At 35.8% G+C, this 21071-nt stretch carries 23 protein-coding genes, 1 tRNA gene and 1 pseudogene; 5 read left to right on the top strand and 20 right to left on the bottom strand.

The annotated features are described in order from the left end of the window. Positions 1-91 precede the first annotated feature (91 nt). From LEM02_RS03540 to rho, 3 genes and pseudogenes are all read left to right on the top strand, one after another. A pseudogene (locus tag LEM02_RS03540) lies at positions 92-852 on the top strand (IS5 family transposase). Positions 853-966: 114 nt separating this feature from the next. After that, positions 967-1572, top strand: a complete 606-nt coding sequence (locus LEM02_RS03545; protein ID WP_226079780.1) for a cell cycle transcriptional regulator TrcR — start codon at positions 967-969, stop codon at positions 1570-1572. Positions 1573-1767: 195 nt separating this feature from the next. Next, a complete protein-coding gene (rho, locus tag LEM02_RS03550) occupies positions 1768-3174 on the top strand; it encodes a transcription termination factor Rho (protein WP_226079782.1) in 1407 nt (468 codons plus the stop codon). Positions 3175-3440: 266 nt separating this feature from the next. On the opposite strand, the gene guaB is transcribed toward rho, so the two are convergent. Both guaB and rsmA read right to left on the bottom strand, forming a co-directional pair. Then, a complete protein-coding gene (gene guaB, locus LEM02_RS03555; protein ID WP_226079783.1) occupies positions 3441-4928 on the bottom strand; it encodes an IMP dehydrogenase in 1488 nt (495 codons plus the stop codon). Between the two features lie 123 nt (positions 4929-5051). Then, entirely contained in the window at positions 5052-5846 is a 795-nt protein-coding gene (rsmA, locus tag LEM02_RS03560) for a 16S rRNA (adenine(1518)-N(6)/adenine(1519)-N(6))-dimethyltransferase RsmA (RefSeq protein WP_226079784.1), read from the bottom strand. Between the two features lie 77 nt (positions 5847-5923). Here rsmA and LEM02_RS03565 point away from each other — a divergent pair. Both LEM02_RS03565 and LEM02_RS03570 read left to right on the top strand, forming a co-directional pair. After that, positions 5924-5996: transfer RNA gene (locus tag LEM02_RS03565), tRNA-Thr, on the top strand. Positions 5997-6020: 24 nt separating this feature from the next. Then, positions 6021-6731, top strand: coding sequence for a triosephosphate isomerase (locus LEM02_RS03570; protein WP_226079785.1), 711 nt, complete (start codon positions 6021-6023; stop codon positions 6729-6731). Here LEM02_RS03570 and LEM02_RS03575 read toward each other — a convergent pair. The 18 genes from LEM02_RS03575 to LEM02_RS03660 form a co-directional block, all read right to left on the bottom strand. Next, complete coding sequence (locus LEM02_RS03575; protein ID WP_213863784.1) at positions 6669-8360, bottom strand: recombinase family protein; 1692 nt, start codon at positions 8358-8360, stop codon at positions 6669-6671. The genes LEM02_RS03570 and LEM02_RS03575 overlap by 63 nt on opposite strands. A 245-nt stretch (positions 8361-8605) precedes the next feature. Then, positions 8606-9910: a group II intron reverse transcriptase/maturase gene (gene ltrA, locus LEM02_RS03580; protein WP_226079786.1), complete on the bottom strand. Its 1305-nt coding sequence runs from the start codon at positions 9908-9910 to the stop codon at positions 8606-8608. Next, the gene (locus tag LEM02_RS03585) at positions 9895-10467 is read right to left on the bottom strand and encodes a hypothetical protein (RefSeq protein WP_226079787.1); all 573 of its coding nucleotides are present in this window, start codon (positions 10465-10467) and stop codon (positions 9895-9897) included. The genes ltrA and LEM02_RS03585 overlap by 16 nt, the downstream gene beginning before the upstream one ends. A 106-nt stretch (positions 10468-10573) precedes the next feature. Further along, positions 10574-11020, bottom strand: coding sequence for an ankyrin repeat domain-containing protein (locus LEM02_RS03590; RefSeq protein ID WP_226079788.1), 447 nt, complete (start codon positions 11018-11020; stop codon positions 10574-10576). A gap of 25 nt (positions 11021-11045) precedes the next feature. Further along, a complete protein-coding gene (locus tag LEM02_RS03595; RefSeq protein WP_226079789.1) occupies positions 11046-11750 on the bottom strand; it encodes an ankyrin repeat domain-containing protein in 705 nt (234 codons plus the stop codon). A gap of 168 nt (positions 11751-11918) precedes the next feature. Then, the gene (locus LEM02_RS03600; RefSeq protein ID WP_226079791.1) at positions 11919-13073 is read right to left on the bottom strand and encodes a phage tail protein; all 1155 of its coding nucleotides are present in this window, start codon (positions 13071-13073) and stop codon (positions 11919-11921) included. After that, complete coding sequence (locus tag LEM02_RS03605) at positions 13073-13867, bottom strand: baseplate assembly protein (RefSeq protein ID WP_226079793.1); 795 nt, start codon at positions 13865-13867, stop codon at positions 13073-13075. The genes LEM02_RS03600 and LEM02_RS03605 overlap by 1 nt, the downstream gene beginning before the upstream one ends. Positions 13868-13869: 2 nt before the next feature. Next, entirely contained in the window at positions 13870-14205 is a 336-nt protein-coding gene (locus tag LEM02_RS03610; RefSeq protein WP_226079795.1) for a GPW/gp25 family protein, read from the bottom strand. Between the two features lie 2 nt (positions 14206-14207). Next, positions 14208-14462 (bottom strand): PAAR domain-containing protein, encoded by a 255-nt coding sequence (locus LEM02_RS03615; RefSeq protein WP_226079796.1) that lies wholly within the window; start codon positions 14460-14462, stop codon positions 14208-14210. After that, on the bottom strand, positions 14459-14923 hold the full coding sequence (locus tag LEM02_RS03620) for a phage baseplate assembly protein V (RefSeq protein ID WP_047759504.1): 465 nt from the start codon (positions 14921-14923) through the stop codon (positions 14459-14461). The genes LEM02_RS03615 and LEM02_RS03620 overlap by 4 nt, the downstream gene beginning before the upstream one ends. Beyond that, positions 14910-15383, bottom strand: a complete 474-nt coding sequence (locus tag LEM02_RS03625; protein ID WP_226079797.1) for a hypothetical protein — start codon at positions 15381-15383, stop codon at positions 14910-14912. The genes LEM02_RS03620 and LEM02_RS03625 overlap by 14 nt, the downstream gene beginning before the upstream one ends. Continuing rightward, positions 15380-15871 carry a phage tail protein gene (locus LEM02_RS03630; RefSeq protein ID WP_226079798.1) on the bottom strand — a complete coding sequence of 164 codons (492 nt, stop codon included), beginning with the start codon at positions 15869-15871 and terminating at the stop codon, positions 15380-15382. The genes LEM02_RS03625 and LEM02_RS03630 overlap by 4 nt, the downstream gene beginning before the upstream one ends. Next, positions 15872-16177: a head-tail joining protein gene (locus LEM02_RS03635; protein WP_226079799.1), complete on the bottom strand. Its 306-nt coding sequence runs from the start codon at positions 16175-16177 to the stop codon at positions 15872-15874. Positions 16178-16273: 96 nt separating this feature from the next. Continuing rightward, complete coding sequence (locus tag LEM02_RS03640) at positions 16274-17278, bottom strand: major capsid protein (RefSeq protein WP_226079800.1); 1005 nt, start codon at positions 17276-17278, stop codon at positions 16274-16276. A 25-nt stretch (positions 17279-17303) separates the two neighbouring features. Beyond that, a complete protein-coding gene (locus LEM02_RS03645; RefSeq protein ID WP_077188124.1) occupies positions 17304-17672 on the bottom strand; it encodes a head decoration protein in 369 nt (122 codons plus the stop codon). A 77-nt stretch (positions 17673-17749) separates the two neighbouring features. Beyond that, a complete protein-coding gene (locus LEM02_RS03650; RefSeq protein WP_226079801.1) occupies positions 17750-18793 on the bottom strand; it encodes a S49 family peptidase in 1044 nt (347 codons plus the stop codon). Further along, a complete protein-coding gene (locus LEM02_RS03655; RefSeq protein WP_143688827.1) occupies positions 18780-20198 on the bottom strand; it encodes a phage portal protein in 1419 nt (472 codons plus the stop codon). Before LEM02_RS03655 ends, LEM02_RS03650 begins: the two co-directional genes overlap by 14 nt. Positions 20199-20354: 156 nt before the next feature. Further along, the gene (locus LEM02_RS03660; protein ID WP_226079802.1) at positions 20355-21026 is read right to left on the bottom strand and encodes a hypothetical protein; all 672 of its coding nucleotides are present in this window, start codon (positions 21024-21026) and stop codon (positions 20355-20357) included. Between the last annotated feature and the right edge of the window lie 45 nt (positions 21027-21071).

Raw genomic sequence — 21071 nt, forward strand, 5'->3', positions numbered from 1 at the left:
TAAATTGAATGGAAGCTTATATTAACCTAAGAGCCTGTAAGTGATCTCTGAATATGGTAAGATGAGGTATATGAGGTATATGAGGTAAAGTATGAGGAATACATATCCAAGTGACATAAGTTGTGAAAAATTCGAAAAGATTAGACTAATTTTAGAAAGCGTGCGAAAGAAAACAAAGCCAAGAAGATTAGGTTTATATGAGTTATTTTGTGGTGTGCTTTATGTACTAAAAAGTGGCTGTCAATGGCGAATGCTTCCAAAAGAGTTTCCAAGATGGCGAAATTTTTACGATTACTTCAAGAAATGGAGTAAAAAAACGAATGAAGATAGAGAAAGTGTTCTAGAAATTGTCTTAAAAAAAATTGGTTGGAGAGAACAGTGGTCGGAATACCAAAACAAGCTTCTGCATCATTGATGCCCAAAGTGTAAAAATACCGATACTGCTGAAGAAAAAGGTTATGATGCTGGCAAGAAAATTTCAGTAATAAAGCGTCATATCGCAGTTGATACACAAGGTTTGACACATGCAACTCATATAACAACGGCAGAAATAACTGATCGTAGCAGTGCTTTGACAATGGTTAAAAATGCTAAAGAAAGTCTCTCTGAAGTTAAAAACATACTGGTTGATGCAGGCTACACTGGAGAAAATTTTGCAACACAGATGAAAGTAACTATTGGTGCAACTGTTGAGGTGAAGCACCTTTGCTGTATTGCCAAAAAGATGGGTTATTGAGAGATCTTCTTTTGCCTGGTTGGAAAAATGTAGGCGACTTTGGAAAAAGTGCGAGTGTAAACTTAATACTAGCCTACAAATTTGCTTTTACTTCTTTCCTCCTCAAAAGATTATGAACAGGTTCTAAGAGATAAGAAATATAAACCAAAAAGCCATTGGATAACAAAGTTAATGCTTTTTTAGTTTTAATGGTTTATATTTTATTTCTATAACAGTAAAGGAATATTAAAATGGGAGATGTTTTTTTGATGTCAATGGAATCTTCTAAAGACAATAAAGATAGAAATGAACAATTTCTCATGCAAGTAGCTGCTTGGTTGGTTGATAACACTAGCTTAACTTTTGATCAAATAGCACAATGTTGCAAGTTACCCCTTGAAAAAGTACAAGACATAGCTGATGAGGAAATAGAAGTTGAAAAGTATGACCCTATTATTTCTGAAATAATTACTGAAAAAGAAATCGATAATTGCAAAAAAAATCCAAATCGTGTACCAAATTTAATTATAAAAAATATAAAAAAAAGGGCAAAGACGATTAGCTTTCTTGCCTTTGCTTCCACAGCAAGGCGTAGAGATAAACCTAATGCGATTTATTATTTGGTAAAAAAATTTCCTATCCTGAGCAATAATGTGATAGCTAAGCTAGTTAGTACAACAAATTACACAGTTGAGCAGGTAAGAAATAGATCTCATCATAACATACTCAATATCAAACCTCAAGATCCTGTACTGCTTGGTTTATGTAGCCAGGAAGATTTAGAAGCAGAAGTGGAAAGAGCAAAAGTAGAAGAAGAGAAGAAACAAAGATTAAAAAATATAAATAATAGCTATTGATGATTTTCAAGCTTTTGTACTTTGTTGATATTAAATTAATTTGACTTGTTAGTTTTTATCAGTATAATGTTAAGTAAAGTATCTAGTTTAATAATAATTAAGTCTAAATACGCACTAAAAACTAGCTCAGCCTAATTTATTGTTTTATATTCACATTTTAGGTTAGTAAGCATCAATTAAAATTTTTGGAGGATTATGACAACAATCAATGAAGATGTCTTAGCAAAAGGAGAGGTTGTAGGTCAACCTGAAAAAAGCGAACAAATTCATAATGCTGACGCAGTAAAACAAATGACCAGTGAAGGTGCTGAAAAAAACAAGAAAACATTGGACCTGAGAGAATTGAAAGAGAAAACAGCAGAAGAATTGTTAGAGCTAGCTGAAGAAAGAAAAATTTCAACTAGTGGTAAAGGCAATGGCAGGATGCTAAAACAGGAAATGATATTCAGTTTAATGAAGAAAATGAGTGAAGAAGGAGGCATAACCACAGGAAGTGGAGTAGTGGAAATATTGCCTGATGGTTTTGGTTTCTTACGTTCATCAAGTGCAAATTATGCCCCAAGTACCGATGATGTTTATATTTCCAATGGCCAAATAAAGAAGTTTAATTTACGTACAGGAGATATGGTATGTGGAGAAATAAGGCCACCTGGTGATAAAGAAAGATATTTTACTTTAACTAAGGTTCAAAGTATAAACTCTACTGAGATCAGTGAATTAAGAAAGTACGTCCATTTTGATAATTTGCTTCCGCTTTATCCTGAAAAAAGCCTCATCCTTGAAAACAATAGTAGCGGAGATAATAAAAAAGATATAAACATGCGTGCTGTAGATATAGTTACACCTCTTGGAAAAGGACAAAGAGCATTGATAGTTGCTCCACCTCGTACAGGAAAAACGATATTGCTTCAGCAAATGGCTCACTCTATAGCTACAAATCATCCTGAAATAGAACTAATAGTATTACTTATAGATGAAAGACCCGAAGAGGTGACAGATATGATACGCTCTGTAAAGGGTGAAGTGGTAAGCTCTACATTTGATGAACCTGCCTACCGTCATGTCCAACTTGCCGAAATAGTAATAGAAAAAGCTAAAAGAATGGTTGAACACAAAAAAGATGTAGTGATTTTGCTTGATTCTATAACTCGCCTTGCGCGTGCTTATAATGCAGTCATTCCTTCGTCTGGAAAGGTTCTAACCGGTGGTGTAGATTCAAATGCGCTGCAAAGACCAAAACGCTTTTTTGGAGCAGCTCGTAATATTGAAAATGGTGGCTCTTTGACAATCATCGCTACAGCCCTTATAGAAACTGGTTCAAAAATGGATGATGTTATTTTTGAAGAGTTTAAAGGCACAGGTAATGCTGAAATTATACTAGATAGAAAACTTGCTGATAAACGTATATTCCCTGCTATTGATATTACAAAATCCGGAACAAGGAAGGAAGAGCTATTAGTTGATAAGGCCATACTAAATAAAATATGGGTATTGCGTAGGATACTTAACCCTATGGGATCTGTTGAAGCAATGGAGTTTTTACGTGACAAACTACTTTTAACAAAGAGCAATGCTGACTTTTTTAACTCCATGAATCACTAAAAGTAAGCCAATTCTGATGGAGCAAAAAAGCAAAGCTCTCTTATAGCTAAAATAATTTGGATTTATCAAAATATATTAAGCTGGCAATCTACCTTAAGTTGCTATTCCAACTTATAGCACTGATTTTGATCAAAAATTTTATGTATTCAGTTTATTTACAATCGATTTTCCAGTGTCAGCCACTTAGATGACATCTTTTTGACTCTTAATATTAATATCAATTGTGTACCAGTGTTGAAATGACACACTCAAAAGGGGGATTGTATTTACTCTGAATCAGGTGATAAATTAGATGCTTGGTAAGCGTAATTTGGAGCTTCCTGTGTAATGATTATATCATGAGCATGACTTTCTCTTAATCCTGATGAAGTAATAGTGACAAATTTGCAGTTTTTTTTCATCTCTTCTATATTACGGTTGCCAGTGTAACCCATTGCAGCTTGCAACCCACCAATTAACTGACAGATCACTCCTGAAGCTGGACCTTTAAAAGGAACTCTTGCTTCTACTCCCTGTGGAACTAAATCAAGTTTTGAATCTTGAAAATAACGGCTAGCTGACCCTCGTTTCATTGCACTAATAGATCCCATTCCTCGATATTCCTTATATGCTCTACCCTTATACATGATAATCTCACCTGGGCTTTCCTCAGTACCAGCAAAGATTGAACCTATCATCACAGTATCAGCACCAGCTGCAATAGCTTTTGCAACATCTCCCGAATATTTTATTCCACCATCAGCAATTAGTCTGACATCCTTTGCTCTACACACCTCTGCAACATTCTTGATCGCAGAGAATTGTGGCATACCAACGCCTGTAACTATTCTGGTAGTACAAATTGATCCTGGCCCTATTCCAACTTTCACTGCATCAACACCAGCATCAATCAACGCTTCAGCAGCCTCTGTTGTTGTGATATTTCCGCCGATTAATTGAGTATTCGGATACATCTTTTTTATTTCCTTAATAGTGCTGATAACGTTCTGGGAATGACCGTGAGCGGTATCTACAATAACCACATCAACTTCTTCTTCGACCAAAGCTTCACATCTTTCTATACCGTCTTTTTTACCAGTACCAATTGCAGCGGCAACTCTGAGTCGACCTTTACTGTCTTTACATGAATTTGGATATCTATTGTATTTTTCGATGTCTTTAACTGTGATTAGACCTATGCAACAAGAATTTTCATCAACAACCAAAAGCTTCTCTATTCTATTTGCATGCAACAATTTCATTGCTGAGGCACTGTTTACTGCCTGCTCTCGAACTGTTACTAATTTATCTTTTGTCATTACCTCGGAAACTTTTATATTCATGTTCTGGTCTTCAATAAACCTCACATCTCGATTAGTTAAAATTCCCACTAACTTGCGTTGATCAACTACAGGAATGCCGGAATAATTATACTCTCTCATTAATGAAACTGCTTCTGCAACTGTTTTATCTGGGGAAATTGTAATTGGGTTATACACGATCCAGCTTTCATATTTTTTCACCCTTCTTACTTCTAACACTTGTTCATCTATTGATAAATTCTTATGTATGCAACCTATTCCACCATGTTGGGCAATAGCTATTGCAAAGCCTGATTCAGTGACAGTGTCCATTGCAGAGGATATGAGAGGGATATTTAGTTCTATATTATTTGTTAGATAAGTTCTTGTGTTTGCATCACGAGGCAATACATCAGAATAGGCTGGTAAGAGAAGTACATCGTCAAACGAATAACAAGCTTCCATTTTTTTCATATGCTTTATTTAAAGCTTATACGCCAATTAATGAAATTGCAATAGAGCTTTTGCAAAATTAGCCTGGCTCCAGCTATTTTTAGATCGAAATAGGATAGAAGATGGATGTAGCTCCTAATATATTTATCGCAAAATTACATTATTTGCTAGCAAACAGAACTGCTCAATAGTTAAGCTTTCTGGACGTTCGTCTCCACTCAGTTTAGCATTCTCAAGAATAGTTGAGACATCACTAGTTATACTTTGCAAGCTATTTCTCAGCATCTTTCTTCTTTGAGCGAACACAGCACGTGTTAGCTTTGTTAAGGTTTCTAAATTTACTGCAAATCTTGGAGTGGGTAAAGGTTTTACTGTAATTACTGAAGAATATACTTTTGGTCTTGGAAAAAATTCCTTAGGTTCAATATCAAATTCCTTTTTTATGTCGCATAGTAACTGGCTTAGCACTGATAGGGAACCATAATCTTTAGAATTAGGTTCTGCTGTAATACGCTCTGCTACCTCCTTTTGGAACATTAACGTCAAATTCGTAAAAAATTTTATATTATTTAACCACTTTAAAAATAACGCTACTGAGATATTGTAAGGCAAGTTAGCAATGACTTTGACTGGACATTCTACCAGCTCTTTTTCTACAACATTAAGTGCATCTGCTTCTATAATTCTATATTTTCCCTGATGCTCATTTAGCAATTGTTCGTGATGTTTCACTAAACTACTATCTTTTTCTATAGAAAGCAGAAACTTTGGATTATACGCCAATATTTCTCTTGTTAACGCACCATACCCAGGACCAATTTCAATAACATTAAAATCTTTCAGGCTACCAGCTAAGGCAACTATTCTTTTTGTTATCTCATTCGATAAAATAAAATTTTGCCCTAGACTCTTTTTTGGCTTCAGTGAAAATTTTTTCATATGATCTTAGTATGCAGTATTTTAAAAATTAGTTGACGAAAATTCATCAATAATTGTATATTGTCAGTGTATTTAATGCCGGCTTAGCTCAATTGGTAGAGCAACTGACTTGTAATCAGTAGGTTGTCAGTTCAAGTCCGACAGCCGGCACTCTCATTCATATAAGAAAAATTGATGTCTTTTTTAATAGTAGCAAATTGGAAAATGAATGGAACACGTTCTTCATTTGTTGACTTTATGAACAAACTCAATAACAAGAGTAACGGGATTACCTCTAAATTAGTAATTTGCCCTCCTTTTACATCATTTCCAAGTAATATAGAGTTGAACAACAATATTAAAATAGGAGGACAGAATTGCCATCATAAAGAGTTCGGTTCTTACACAGGTGAAATTAGTGCAGGAATGTTGAAGGAACTAGGATGTAGTTACGTAATACTTGGACATTCTGAAAGGGCTCATGAAAAAGATAGTGAAATAAAACTTAAATCGAAAGCAGCAATAGAATCAGGATTACACCCAATCATCTGTGTAGGTGAAAACTCAGAAGATTATAAAAATAAAAAAACAAAAGAAGTAATAGAATATCAATGCAAAAACCGTTTGCCAACACAAGGTGAATATACCATAGCATACGAACCGATATGGGCAATAGGGACAGGAAATGTGCCAAATAATGACGCAATTGCTGAGGTGATAGAGATAATAAAATTGTGTACTGGTAAAAAACACATTATATATGGTGGCTCAGTCAGCTCAGAAAATATAGGAAACTTGCTCAGTATTCCAAATCTATTGGGAGTTTTAATTGGTAGTGCAAGCTTAGATTTTGATCACTTTTATCAAATTATACAACAAGTCAAGAAAAAATTTTCTCTTAATTAATTCTAAAGGATAAATACTCTTATTGTCATGACGTCCAGTACAATGTTGCAAATTAAAAATCTCTCCATCCTGTGCTGGTTCTTCGATTCTAAACGCCACTTCTACCTGGTCATAACCAATCTGAATTCGTTCTACTAATGCTTTAATGATGCCACGCTTAGTTTGCCAATCTAGCTGTTCCAAATTAGATTTTACACTGGAATAAAGACTCTTTATACTGTTGATGATAAGGTTCATTCCCTTCTCTATTGCTTTTTGATCAACTACCTTTTTCTTCTCTTCTTCTATCCCTCTTAAGCGTTCCCTCATTCTTTTCATCGTCTGTTTAAATTCTTCCTCACTTATATATCCTTTATCTCCTACATTTTCTTGACTATAATAGTCTTCCATTAACTTTTCGATGCCTTGTTTTATTTGGTTTTCCCTTCTTGCAAGCTTCTTATCTGATGATTCATCATTTTTATTTTCTGCAATTCTACGGTGATACTCATTTTTTATTATCTCTGGGTTTTTTAGTAAATTTTTCACCTTTTCCCATATAGCTGTTTCTAACATATCTGTACGGACCAATTTATTAGTACACTTCTCCCTACCATCAGTAATACGTATAGTACTACTACAGCGATAATAGCTAAACTTTTTTCCCTCAACTCCACATTGTGCACCACTATACGCATATCCACAGTTTTGACACACAACTAGACCTTGTAATAGATATTTCTTTTTTCCTCCCTCTCTCTGCATCCTTGCTCTTTTTCTATTTTCATCCAGTTGCTTTTGTACTTTATTAAATAACCCTTCATCAACTATTTTTGGTACTGGTATATAAATCCAGCTGTCCTCATCTGTGCGACAGATAGAAACCTTTTGTTTATTTCTTTCTCTTTTTTCAACCCTCTTTAATTTACCAAACGCTGCTTGTCCTTTATATGCTGGATTTCTTAACACCTTCCAAATTATTATTGGACACCACACCTTCTTTCCAGTTCTTGTTCTAATTGACTTATCTCTTAGTCTACGTATCACTTCCCTTATACTTATTCTCTCTTGCCCTACCCACATGAATATCTGCTTTACTATTTTTGCTTCCTCTTCATTTATTTCAAACTTTGTCTTTTCTCTATCTACATGCTTTATACGATTATAACCAAAAGGTGCAATGCCAATTACACTTACACAGCCTTTTTTTGCTCTATGGAGTTTTCCCCTACGACTACGTTCCATAATCTTTGTACACTCATATTCTGCCACTAATCCTTGCATTCCCAATAACAATTTAGACTCTGGATTATTTTCAGTCTTATGATTTAAGAATATTACTTCTACTCCTGCTTTTTCAAATTCATCAAGTAATATCATTTGATGTGCAGATTTTCTTGATAGTCGGTCAGGTGAATGAATATAAATTTTATCAATTTGATCTTCTCCTACTTTATCACGTAATGCATCTAAACCTTCACGTTCTAAACTCCACCCACTAAGCCCATCATCCTTAAATTCATACTCATTCAATAACTCATGCTTATCTGCAGCAATTCTATGCTTGAGCTCGGCAATTTGACTCTCTATTGTATTGTTCTGCGCTTGACTCTTCGATGAAACTCTTGCATATAAGGCCACTGTTATCATTTTTCTTTATCTCCTTTTCATTGTTTCTTTTTACCGCATACCTTAGTAACAGCTCATAGGCGTCTGCTAGATGTTGTTCCGCTAATTCATCTGGCTCGTATCGGCAAGTTAATGTTCTTTTTCGTTTGGTAGAAGTCATAGTTTTAAATCCTCCTGATTAAGTTTTATCGCTATGACTCCCCCACCAGAACCGTGCATGCAGCTTTCCCGCACACGGCTCCACAATGTAGTATTCACAGCATTTCCTATTTTGTATATAATGAGTAGCATATTCTTGGTTTTGGTAATGGATTCACTTGTAGATAGTGTGTAAATTGCTTTAAATTCAAACTCTTCTTCTGACTACGTCGGTTTATCCACTTATACGCTAGCTTGATTACCCGCCAGAAGAATTTATTCAACCACCGGTAATTTCCGCTAACTCCGAAGTAGTTATAGTGTCCTGTTAGTTTTGCTTTAAGTATTGACCACCAATCTTTAAGGTGAACTTTATTTCGGATCTTTTTCACCCATTCTTTGATTTCTTTAAGTTTTCTAGATAGATTTTCTTTCGAGGTTTTATGACCTACCATTACTCTACCTTTACGACTCCTTGTACCATAATGGGTGAATCCTAGAAAGTTGAAACTTTCCGTCTTTCGTTTTTCCCTTATCCCTTGTTGCCATTCCTTTTTGCCAAACTTTACTATTCTTGTTTTGTCTTCAGATATTTCCAGTCCAAATTTTCCTAGCCTTTGTTTTAGTGACTTTAAGAGTTCTTTAGCATCTTCTTCTCTTTCACAGCAAAACAGGTGATCATCTGCATACCTAACTAGTTCCATATAACCTTTAGATCTTGGCTTGAATTTCTTTCCAAACCACAAATCCAGTACATAATGCAAGTATATATTAGCTAGTATAGGACTTACTATTCCCCCCTGAGGTGTGCCTAGTTCAGTTGCTTCATAATGTCCTGCTTCGACTACTCCTGCCTTAAGAAATCGCTTTACTAACCACAGTATGTTTGGGTCTGTTATCCGTTCCTTCAAGCATCTCATTAGCCATTTGTGCTGGACATTATCAAAGAATTTCTTGATATCAACTTCTACTACATAGTTAGTTGGTCTGTACATAACTGCTTTATTTAGTGCATTTACCGCTTGATGACAGCTTCTACCAGGACGAAAACCATATGAGTTATCCAGAAAGTTAGCTTCATAAATATTTTCTAATATCTTCTTCAGCATGATCTGGACCAACTTATCTTCTGTTGATGGTACCCCGAGACCGCGTTTCTCTTTGCTTCCAGCTTTTGCTATATATGCTCTTTTCACTGGTTGCGGTTGATATTGCTTTCTCTTCATACTATCTACCAGAGTTCTAAGCTTCTCTTCAAGATTTTCTCCATAAGCTTCTACTGTCACCTGGTCTATACCACATGCCTTATTATGCTTTAGTTCTTTATAACATTCAGCAAGATTCTCTGCGTTTATTAGATGAATTAACGATGTAAATTTCAATCGTTTATCTTGCCTGGCTCTTACTGCTATCTGATTTAGTTTTCTTTGCACGTTACTCCAACCTCCGTTGTATTGGCATAGCAATCCCTAAACCAGTCACTATATTGCTGACCGCTTCCCCTTGTATGTGGCTTTCCCACACTCTGAGTACTATCAGTCAGTCCGACTTCCTTTGCATCTTCCGTTAGTCCTCGCCTTTGTTGACTTGTTCCAACGTACCTTAATAGGAATGCAAAGGATCTCCCAAGTTTACGTAAACTCCATCTCAACACGTGGTACGGCCTCAGATCCCGATAGAGTGAGTGATAACTTGCCTTATCGTTACCCTTCTTGCTGTCTTCCACTATATGAAAAGTGTCGACCTCTATGACATCGAGAATTTCGGGACTCAATACCTTCACTTTCGTTGTACCCTGTGTTGTCCATTCTACTAGCTTTACTACGCTCATTACCTTACGCAGCATAGTAGTTTGTTCCAGCCTGCTGGCTAGGCTTTGCCTGGATTGGATTTTCACCAACTGGACTTTACGCACTTTGCTTGGCGCACTCATAGTTTCTCCTGCAAATGTTTTTGTAGTGCAAGGAGCCTTACCACTCCTTTTTTCCATCAATCCATTTACTCTTATGAAAAAGACCAACTTTTATCAGCTACAGCCTTCAAATTTGGTCTAGCCCTTCCTTTACCAACTGCTGTTGCGCTTTCTGATACGACTCTTATTTTTTTAACAAACTTTCCATTTTCTCTGTTTCTTTCTTTAATACCTCGGCTATTTCTTTGCTATTTTTCGCATAATCCATCGCTGTTATTCCAAATTTATCTGCTTGCTCTATTTCAGCCCCTGCTTTTACTAGCTCCTCCACTATTTCTTTTTCTCCTACCATACATGCAAGATGCAGCGGAGTGCATTTATTGCCATACTCTTCAGCATTTACATTCCCTCCTGATTTTATCAATTCCCTCACGATTTCTAGACGTTTCTCCGTTACCGCTAGGTGCAGTGCTGTGTATCCTTCTACATCTTTAGCATTCACATTCGCTCCTTTTTCTACTAATAATCTCACTGTTTTTGCGTCTACTGCATAATGTAGTTCCCTTTTCGTCTCTTTCTTTTTAAATGAGCTCTCTAATAGAGATTTCTCTTTCTTACCAAGCTTTATCATAATCTACCCCTACCTTTCTTTAAACCTAAGCCTTCCTTTTCACCACCTCATCTATCATCTCATTTACTTGGCTCATTATCTTGCTTGCTAAATTTTGACATTCCTCCTTTATTAGTGATTTGTCTCTTTTCCTTATTTCTCCTATCTCTATTATTTTTAGCTCCGGCATGTAGCTTCCATTCAACATGTCTGCTATTTCTCCCACTAGCCCCTCTATTCCATAGCACGTCAGTTCTCTACTTTTTGTTATTCCTCCTTTTTCTCTCAAAAATTTACTCGCCTTTTCACTCTCTTTGCTATCACATAGACGATACTTTTCACTTTCCCAGATATAGTACATTGGTGTTGCACCGTACTTATTCAGTTGATTAACTTCAGCTCCGGCCTTTACCAGCTCTTTTATTATTTCAACTCCTGCTCCTCCTATTTTGCACGCAGAGTGCAGTGGCGTACATCCAGTGACATATTGAGTGGCATTTACTTCTGCTCCTTCTCTTAGCAGCACTTTTACATTTTCTAAACTTTTTGCAAATACTGCACAGTGCAGAGGTGTATAACCATTTTTATCTCTTGCATTAACATCTGCTCCTTTTTTTATTAATAACCTCACTGTTTTATAATCAGAGATTTCTACTGCTTGATGCAAGATCGTCTCTCCTTCTTCATTTCTTTTATTAATGTTTTTAAACCCGTTACTTGATACTTCTTTAAAAAACTTGCTAAAACTCATTTCATACCTCACAAAATTAGCTTTTCTAGCGCCAGACAAATTTCTTATATTTACCTGCCGCTATTCAAGTCATGTCCGTTTTAGCATAAGAAAGCAAGTCTTTTTCTTTTTATTTCATACACTTTTACCTATTATTAATATAATATATGAGGATCTAAATATAAGTACTTAGCTTATTATACATATTACTTGACTATTTTTCCAACTTCTGTGCAAATGTCGATGTTCGTGCCACTTCAGTACTCCTGGATAAAATACTAAAATGTGCTTTTCTAATTCGTGTATTGAGTCTTTTTGCTCTGAATCTGAGTCATTTTTATAGTAAACGTTGTGTTCTGCTAAAACATATTTTCTGACCTTCTGATCTGTATAATTTTCTAATTTGTAACGATGGATAATGCTGAATCTTTCTAAAATTGGCTTGTGTTTTAAACTCCAATGTTGCCCTGAAAGTTTATCGCTTCCCAATACAAATTTATTCCCTCTTTCCTCTACACTACTTACTGGAAAACATGCGTTTATTTCTCCTAAGCTCCAACTGTCCGATAATATAACTTGCGCTTTCGCAAACTTTATTTCTGGTAATAAACTTTGTGGTAATGGATATAGTGCTTTTAAATTGTACCACTGATGACTCCTTTCATAGATGCCTTTGTAATCCTTTGTGTGAGGCTCTGTTTCTCCAAGTACTGCTACATCTAATCGATATATGTCATTACTAAATGTTTGTTCATAATGCTCTCTTAAATAGTTGTCTACAATCTCTACTAACGGACCTCTAGAACTGAAAAAATTTATTCTTCCAAACGATAACACTGGTCCATCTTTTTCTATTTTTACCCCTGAATAGTCAGAAAGAAGATCTCCAAATAAACTCTCATCTAATATAAATCTCTGCGCATTATAATAATCGTTAAAAATTCTCATCAATCTGGATCTTGCAGGCAATGATAGTTTTGCCAGCTCTACTACTGCATCAACAAAGAAATCATTTGGAACATCCCTTATCCCTATCTGCAGTTCAAAAAAATGTTTACCAGGTGGTTCTTCGATAATTGTAATATCTTCTATATTTGCCCATTTTAGTGCTATTTTGAGTGATGCTGGGGTTCCTCTTAAACGCTGAAATTTTACTCCTTCTACTATGGCTTTTCTTCTATCTTTTACCCAGCGTAATATTTCCCCCAATTCATATTCCTCAATTAGCCAAGGTAATATTCTTTCTTCTAATCTAAATTTAAACCCTCTTTGGATATCTACTTTATAATCTATCGCATCTACTAGCGCTCTTTCCTGCTTTGTTGCATTTGGTGGCAATAACATTACTCAACCTTTAACTTTCTTAATGCAGCGCACTCATTTCCTAGTACTACAACGTCCTCTTTTGGCTCTATTAATTCCACATTTTCTACACCATCTACAAATAGATTCGCTATTATCCATGATTTTGTAACATTCCATCCCAACCTTCTACTTGCTTCAAACTTCTTGATGAACTGCTTCTTGATTTCTTCCTCTGATATTATAGGACTTATGCTCATTCTGCTGTGAATATCTATTTCCGTAATATTGCAACCTATCACTGTTACTGTATCGGTTAAAACCCTTATATCATCTCTAGTAACCTGCTTTTTTACAATTTCTAGTAGCTCTTCTGACACTATGCCAGTTGTGGATAATTGTGTTGATAAGATTGAAATTTGTACTTTCCCTGGTATAGTTGATTCCACTAGTGCATCTTTTACTCTACTATCTGCTGACAGTGCATGATATTTATAATATTCCTTACTTCCTCCTGTTGACCAACCTGCTATCTTTGCTTTAATTCTTTTTCTAAATCGTTCGTCCTCTTCTTCTTTCTGCCTCTCCACTCCATAAAACTCAGCTAAATTATCAAGATCTTCTCCCGTTGCAAATTTTAGTAAATTGCTCTTTACTGCTTCGTTCATCCTTTGTCTGAGTAAAAGTTCTCGCCATGCTGCTACCTCCAGAATCTTTATTGCTGGATCGGATTCTACTAACGCTGAAAAGGTTTCATCTCTACACACTAACTCCTCCTTCATTCTGGAAAATATTTCCTCGAAACTTAGCTTTTCTACAATATTTGGCAACTGCATACTTATATAACCATTCCATCAAAGCGAATGTTTTTCCCACTTGGTACGTATAATCCTTCTAGGTCAAGCGTTACTTTTCCTTCTTTCACCTCTGTCATTTTTACTTTTTCTAACTTAAACCTCTTTTCCCATTTTTCCAAAGCTTCTGCAGTTGCCGCATATATCTCAAGTGTTAAATCTTTATTTATTGGCTTATCTACTAATTCAAATAGCCTTGAACCATAACTTCTCCTCATAATTCTACTGTTAATAGGAGTGGTCAGTATATCAATTATCGATTGCTTTAAGTGCTCTATTCCTTCTAACGCTTTGCCTGTTTTAGAATCCGTTCCTTTCATTTTTAGCCTGCAAACACGGTTTCACTGCCTTTTATTACTTTAAACCCACATGAAACTATATCTCCTACTCTTCCTATACCAAGACCATTTGCAAACACTGTTTTTGATCCTTCTATTAATATTTTTCCTTCACTAAAACTATCTCCTTGCCGGCAAACTGGCTTACCATTTACAAAAACATTATTACTGCCGCTAATGCAGAAATGTGGTATAGCTTCTCCACAGTAGTCTCCTAACCTCACTATTCCTTTGTTCAATTTAAGTCGATCCTTTCTGCTTTCAGTTTTATTCCACTTTTTGTCATTTCTATCTCTGATTTTCCTACTTTAAAATTTAATTTATCCACTACAGAAATTTCAAGATTCTTGCTCTCTTTGTCATACAATAACTTTGTTCCATCTTGAAATACTAAACTGTTAATCATTTCACTATTCTCTGGAGCAGAATAATTTTGCTGATATATTCCAGCTAGTACTACTCCTAATGATAACTCTCCCAATGGTGACAATATTACTACCTGTTCATTTATGCTTGGTGGTAGCCAGCTTCTTTCCTCTCCTGCTCTAGAAGTTATCCATGGAAGAAAATCTGTTAAAAGTTCTCCTATCTTCACTCTTACTTTTGCTTTCTCATAATCTACTTCTTTTACAACTCCTATTCGTACAATGTTTGCTAACTTTCTTTGCAGCTCTGAAATAGCAAAATTACTCTCTAACATTTTCTTCTATTATAATCGTATGTGGCTTAATCTTATTTTCTGTCCATATCGATTTACCTAAATGAAGCTGATGACTCCAATCAACCATCCACACCAAATATGCATCTAATTCGGGTCTAAATCCGTCAATTTCTGCAGAGATAAATTCTCCTGGTGAAACATTTTTTATATTCCATGTATTTTTGTTTACTACTCTTGCTACTTCTGCTGCTAATGACCTTACAACTACCGAGGAATCCTCGACTGTTCCATCAACTACAATTCGTGCTTCAAATTTTGCTCTCAACGCTAATTCTTCTGTTCCTGGATCATGTCCTTTTTCAAAGCCACTAAGTTCCACAAATACTGCCGGTGCTATCAATTCTTTCCTTATTGTTGGATAAATTTCGCACGTCTGTATTGCTGGTATTTCTCTCTTCAGCGTGGTACAAATTTTATCATGTAAATCTTTCAAATTCATCCTTTATAGCTCAATTGACGTTCAAAAAACTTTGTAAAGACTTCTTCAACTTCATAATTAACAAGATTACCTATTATCCTTGAAGCCTCTGGTTCTAGTGGCAACTTAATTTCCTTTATTGGCAATGCTGTTCTTCCTTCACGCTTAAAAATACCGCTATTTCCTTTTGGCATAACTGCTGCAAATCCTCCTATAAACTCATGCTTTCCTACTTTCGATCCTCTTCTTGTTTTTTGTATTTTACCAATTGTCGATGCTCTAATGTCATAGAGATTTGCTCTAATTAACACTTCTAATCTGCTAGTTTTCGCCTTAAAAATTCTTAGCCTTCTTCTCATTAACGTCAATTTTATCTTCTTTTCCTCACTAATTTCCTTAGCTGCTTTTGATTTTAGCCATAGTGCTGTTCTGTTTAACGCTCTCACTATTGCTAATTCTATTTTTTTTCTTTTAGCATCTATACTTTGTATAATACTACCGGTACGCATTTATACTCCTGACGCTCGAATTTTCCATATCATTCCTGAATTATCTTGCAGCGGTGGAGAATATACTTTATATTTACGGTCACCTATAACAAAAACATCTCCTACTATTGGCCTTAACACATCAAACGCACTTACTTCTAACGCTAAAGTTTCTTCCACAAATTGTCCTTCACCAATCTCGTATAATTTATCTGGCTGTTGCTTTAATACTTGTACCATGTATGACTTATCCTTTGATTTATACAAAGCCACTTCTCCTAAATGGGCAAAACAATCTTCTAATAATCGCTTAATATTCTCTTGCATATTTCTTTTTGATATACTAACCTTTACATGCTAAGAAAGCGCATACTGGTAGAGTCGTTCTGTGCCTCACCACCTTGTAGTTACTCTACCAGTATGTTATGCTATAGCAACTTTTACTAATACGCCAGGTCTATGGCACATTGGCAATGGATTTGACTGCGTATGTAAATCTGTTCCTCTATCAAATCTTCTTGGCTCTTGTTTTGCATAAAGTGGTTGTCCTAGTGTGTTTACCGTTTCATTAAAATCTGCTGGTGCAAAATATGTTGTAAATGTGCTCGCTGTTCCTACTGGAAAACAGTTTCCACTTTCTCTTTCTATAAACCTTCTTACATTTCCCTCAGGATCAGTTGCTTGCCCTCTATATTCCTCAAATGTGATTCCGCAGAATGTAAATCCTGACCTCATATCATTCCTTAGCGCTGCTCCTTCTTGCCATCTCTCATATGCCTCTTTCACCTTACTATGGGAAGTTAATGCATCAAAAAACTCAGGGCTTACCAGTGCATGAATTCCTGTCATATATTCACCACTTAAGTTATCCTCAATATGTCGCAATACCTCCAAGCACTTACGCTTTACATCAGTTGTTGCTGTTCCAAGGGCAAAATTTACTACTTTTGGTGTTATTTCAAATTCGTTGTACAGATTTAATAATTCCGACCCATCAGCATCTAAAATTATTCCCTTCAGCGCTCCCATACGCAAATGCTCCAACGTTATTGCATGTTTATTTCTCATTAGCTGCAAATGGTCAGTTATTACATCTGCCAGCGCTTTAAGTTCACTCTCTGATCCAAATGCCCTTATTCCTTGTACTTCCTCTGGCAGCACTACATCATCATGCGGAATGTGCGGAATCGTAAATGTTCTTACCTTTCTTTTTCCTCTTTTTCCTACTGTTGCTGGTGCTCCGGGTACTTGCGTTGGTAGTAAACTTAACACTCCGTTGTGTTCTTCTATCGTAATATGTCTAAATCTTACTGACCTACTTGGAAACAAATTTAAATTTTCAACACGTCCATAATTTATCGGCAATATATTCATCGCATTTGTTAGTGCCGTCATGCTAAATGCTGTATTCGTAAATGGATTTTGCATTCTTTTTCCCCCTTATTAATTTAAGTTACACTCCCTTGCGGACAATGATCCCTCGTCCTTCAAGTTGCTTTATTGCTGCAGCTTTTTGCTCTTCAGTGATACCTGTTGGCCACACAATTGCATGATCTGCTAGCATTGCTATACGTGTAATGATTACTGCTTTGGCATTTTCTGTCGCATTTACATCACTTACTATCGCACCTATTGCTGTTTGTGTACCATCTGTTGCAGTTGGATTTATTATCTTAATCATGTTATCCTTATCACTACCAACAACTGTACCAAGTTTAAGATTTTGTCCCTTGGCTACCGTTATTTGGTCTCTTGAATATAGACTTGATGCCTCATACTTTAATAAGTCACCTAGATTATTTTGTTCGATTATACAACTCATAAAATTTCCTCATTTATTTTCCCCTTTAGTTTTACCGCCATGTTTGTAATTGTTGTACGCGGCGGTTATAAAAAAACTTAAATACTTGATTGCGCTCTAGTCCTTGCTACCTCCATCATCAACTCTTCTCCTGAATTCTGTGGTATTGCACTCAGTATCTCTGTCTTCTTTGTTCTTTCTGCAAGTAATTCCATTAAAACTTCCCTAGCTTGCTCAACACTTACACTTTGCTCAATAAATTCTCCTATCTTTTCTGGCATCTTCGATAAATTACATAAACGTATTAATTCAAGAACTTCAGTACGATACTTGGTTAAATTATCAGTTTCTAGGTCAGTTGTAGTTTGTTCATTCATAGTAATACTCCTGTTTTTATTAATAGATGAAAGAATTGTCATTCCGTCTGCAAGGCCTATTTCTACTGCTTTCTCCCCAAAATATAGCCCTGCCTCTGTTAATCGAATCTTTTCAATTGAAAGACCTCTGTTCCTTGCTATTAGCTGCAAAAACATTTCATATAGTCGGTCTACTTCTTTTTGTAAGCTTTCCAGACTTTCAGACGTCATTGGCTCATGTGGATTTAAATCATTTTTTCTACTTCCTGCAAATACTGTGGTATATTTTATTCCACATTTTTCATTAAATCCACTTTGATCTATATGACTTGCTATTACCCCTATGCTTCCTACTCCTGAAGTTCTGCTCACAAATACCTTTTCAGCACTTGACGCTATAGCATATGCAGCAGAGTAAGCATCATCATTTGCTAATGCCACAATTCTCTTTTTTGCTCTTGATTCGTAAATAAAATCAGCCAGGTCAAACACTCCATTGACCTCTCCTCCTGGACTATCTATATCCAAAAGAATTATTTCCACTTTTTCATCCTCTAAAGCTTCTTCTATTTCCTCTTGTATCTTCTCGTACGATGTCATACCTAGAAAATCATCAAAAGCTTCTGGTTTTTTAGTTAAAATGCCATGTATTGGTATTATTGCTGTCTTTTCTATATTGTTCTTTACATAGTGTTTTACGTTTTTAAAGATAGGTTGTTTTTGACTATGAAGCGATAGTAGTTCAAAACTTTTTGCTTCAAGCATTAATGGTCTACTTAGAAACATTGTTTCCCCCAACATCAGAATCAAATATTAAATTGAGACTATTTGCTCGCTTTTGATCCTCTGCTATTTCTTGATCAATTTCTTCTACATCGTAACCCATTTCTGATACTACTTCTGATCGACTTTTAAAGCCATTTCTTACTGCCATTTGTTGTGCTTGCTGGTCTTTTAAAGGATCAACCCAATCAAACCCTTGTGGTATCCATTTTACTTCTTTCAATGACTCACTTGTTAAATCTTTAGCTATAGAAAGTTTTCCAGATACTAACGCTAATTCTAGCCATCTATTCCATACTGGTCTGCAAAATTGAAATACCATAATGTTGTGTTGCAGCATAGCACATCTACGACGAAACTCTATTAATCCAGCTCTGATTGATGAATAATTAACGCCTGTTAAATCTCCTGTTAGCTGCTCATATGTTATCCCTGTACCAATCGCTATTGCCCTCAGTTGCTGTCTCATGAATGCTTCATAACTTCCTCCAACATCAGACGGCTCTGAAAATTTTATATCTTCTCCTGGGTCTAAAAGCTGCATTGTTCCAGGTTCTAGGCCAGATAATGCTACTCCTTGCTCACTTGCTTCACCTTCTCCCATGATATTTGCTTCTGGATCGAGTCTTGTAATAAATCCAGCAAACATTGCTGCAGTTTTCTTTCTCACCAGCTCTGCATCATCATATTGATCAAGCTCATAAAGCTTCAGCAGTATATTAGAAAGCCATGGCTCTCCTCTAATTTGCCCAGGTCTTAGTGGTCTATATATATGTAAAACATCGTTTGCTGGTACTCTCACTGATTCTCCAAAGGTACTTTCACCAGGGTGTTCTCTAAATAAGTAATATGCTTCTCTTTGCCCAAGTCTATTGAACTCAATCCCGTTTCTTATTACATTACCATTGGCTAGTGTTTGATTGCTCTTATTGTCCAAATGCTCTGATTCCAATACTTGAAGTTGCAATGGTACAGAAAATCCATCTTCGAGTTTACGATGTCGGAGGCGTACAAAACACTCTCCACCTTCTATCATGCTCCTACATACCAGAGCTTGTAATCCATAAAAATCACTTATTCCACAGCTATCTGCTTCATCTGTCCATTTTAGCCATAATTCTTGCACTTTCTTTCGAAATTCTGCATTCTTTGCTTTTGATTGTGGTTTTATTCCTGTTCCAATAGAGTTACTTACTATTGTATCAATAATATTTGCTGCATATGGATTTTTTCTCACCATATCACGTGATCTACTACGTAAAGTTTCAAGGCTTTGAGACAGCAAATTGTTTATACTTCCTAACTCTGGTTGAAAGTGAAAAAATCTTCTTCCTGAGCCTGCTGCATCCCACGCTGAGCTTTTGATTTTTGGCTTACTAAATAGTTGTTTGAATGATTTGAGTAACATTTAGATTGTTAACTACGCAACAGATTGTTGCACTATTTGTAACTACAGTGAACTGCTAGAAAATCCAGTCAACAAGCTATCAACACCTGTTATTTATTCAAGCAGTTCCTATACAAGCACATCTCTATTTAATTTTTACCAGAAGTACACTTAAATTTAAGATAGACTCCTTTCTTCTATATTAGGTTGCACAGTGGCGTTTTCTAAATTCATAAAAGGTTGTCTCTCCTGTTGACCAAGAGTGAGCTCTCTTAAACAACTCATGATCTGTGATACTTGCAACATAGTAAAAACTCCTATTCCAAATATACCTGTTAAATACCTAGACATTGAAAACTCTTCATCATTATAATTTCCAGATGTATAGACTAGGTAGAGCGAACCTGCAAATAGGGCAGAATGAGCCAAATTACGAATTGTTTCTTTTACTATTCGACCATTTGAATCTCTCTGTACCTCTTCAAGAATTTGTAATGCTCGTTCTGAAGCACTTAAAAATTCTTCTCGACTATAGGGGACATTTCGTACCAGCCCTAGCTCCTCTGATGTTTTTCCTCCAATATTTCTAATAGCATCTTCTAGCTCTTTTAATGCTCTATTACCTATTCTTGGCCTTTCACTTATTTTTGGATTACTACCTTGGCTGTCAGCAATAATCACATAATCTAAAGCTGTAAGCCGCTGATCACCAAAAACAATGATATCGTTAATATGATCTTTTACCTCATTGACAATCTCTAGTGCTCTTTTAACACTAGCTCTATCATTTTCCGTAGGAATCAACGCAATTTTTCCAACTAGTTCTTCTTGTAATTCTTTAATATTCATGTAACTCCTATAGTTATAAAATTTCTACTATATAGTATTACATTT

This window comes from Wolbachia endosymbiont of Tribolium confusum, from assembly GCF_020405475.1.
GTDB lineage: Bacteria > Pseudomonadota > Alphaproteobacteria > Rickettsiales > Anaplasmataceae > Wolbachia.

What these genes read in the sequence shown, in the direction of transcription:
- LEM02_RS03545 (WP_226079780.1), top strand. Translation starts at nt 967, where the DNA reads ATGGGAGATGTTTTTTTGATGTCAATGGAATCTTCTAAAGACAATAAA.
- rho (WP_226079782.1), top strand. Translation starts at nt 1,768, where the DNA reads ATGACAACAATCAATGAAGATGTCTTAGCAAAAGGAGAGGTTGTAGGT.
- guaB (WP_226079783.1), bottom strand. Translation starts at nt 4,928, where the DNA reads ATGAAAAAAATGGAAGCTTGTTATTCGTTTGACGATGTACTTCTCTTA.
- rsmA (WP_226079784.1), bottom strand. Translation starts at nt 5,846, where the DNA reads ATGAAAAAATTTTCACTGAAGCCAAAAAAGAGTCTAGGGCAAAATTTT.
- LEM02_RS03570 (WP_226079785.1), top strand. Translation starts at nt 6,021, where the DNA reads ATGTCTTTTTTAATAGTAGCAAATTGGAAAATGAATGGAACACGTTCT.
- LEM02_RS03575 (WP_213863784.1), bottom strand. Translation starts at nt 8,360, where the DNA reads ATGATAACAGTGGCCTTATATGCAAGAGTTTCATCGAAGAGTCAAGCG.
- LEM02_RS03585 (WP_226079787.1), bottom strand. Translation starts at nt 10,467, where the DNA reads ATGGAAAAAAGGAGTGGTAAGGCTCCTTGCACTACAAAAACATTTGCA.
- LEM02_RS03590 (WP_226079788.1), bottom strand. Translation starts at nt 11,020, where the DNA reads ATGATAAAGCTTGGTAAGAAAGAGAAATCTCTATTAGAGAGCTCATTT.
- LEM02_RS03595 (WP_226079789.1), bottom strand. Translation starts at nt 11,750, where the DNA reads ATGAGTTTTAGCAAGTTTTTTAAAGAAGTATCAAGTAACGGGTTTAAA.
- LEM02_RS03600 (WP_226079791.1), bottom strand. Translation starts at nt 13,073, where the DNA reads ATGTTATTGCCACCAAATGCAACAAAGCAGGAAAGAGCGCTAGTAGAT.
- LEM02_RS03605 (WP_226079793.1), bottom strand. Translation starts at nt 13,867, where the DNA reads ATGCAGTTGCCAAATATTGTAGAAAAGCTAAGTTTCGAGGAAATATTT.
- LEM02_RS03610 (WP_226079795.1), bottom strand. Translation starts at nt 14,205, where the DNA reads ATGAAAGGAACGGATTCTAAAACAGGCAAAGCGTTAGAAGGAATAGAG.
- LEM02_RS03620 (WP_047759504.1), bottom strand. Translation starts at nt 14,923, where the DNA reads ATGTTAGAGAGTAATTTTGCTATTTCAGAGCTGCAAAGAAAGTTAGCA.
- LEM02_RS03625 (WP_226079797.1), bottom strand. Translation starts at nt 15,383, where the DNA reads ATGAATTTGAAAGATTTACATGATAAAATTTGTACCACGCTGAAGAGA.
- LEM02_RS03630 (WP_226079798.1), bottom strand. Translation starts at nt 15,871, where the DNA reads ATGCGTACCGGTAGTATTATACAAAGTATAGATGCTAAAAGAAAAAAA.
- LEM02_RS03635 (WP_226079799.1), bottom strand. Translation starts at nt 16,177, where the DNA reads ATGCAAGAGAATATTAAGCGATTATTAGAAGATTGTTTTGCCCATTTA.
- LEM02_RS03640 (WP_226079800.1), bottom strand. Translation starts at nt 17,278, where the DNA reads ATGCAAAATCCATTTACGAATACAGCATTTAGCATGACGGCACTAACA.
- LEM02_RS03645 (WP_077188124.1), bottom strand. Translation starts at nt 17,672, where the DNA reads ATGAGTTGTATAATCGAACAAAATAATCTAGGTGACTTATTAAAGTAT.
- LEM02_RS03650 (WP_226079801.1), bottom strand. Translation starts at nt 18,793, where the DNA reads ATGTTTCTAAGTAGACCATTAATGCTTGAAGCAAAAAGTTTTGAACTA.
- LEM02_RS03655 (WP_143688827.1), bottom strand. Translation starts at nt 20,198, where the DNA reads ATGTTACTCAAATCATTCAAACAACTATTTAGTAAGCCAAAAATCAAA.
- LEM02_RS03660 (WP_226079802.1), bottom strand. Translation starts at nt 21,026, where the DNA reads ATGAATATTAAAGAATTACAAGAAGAACTAGTTGGAAAAATTGCGTTG.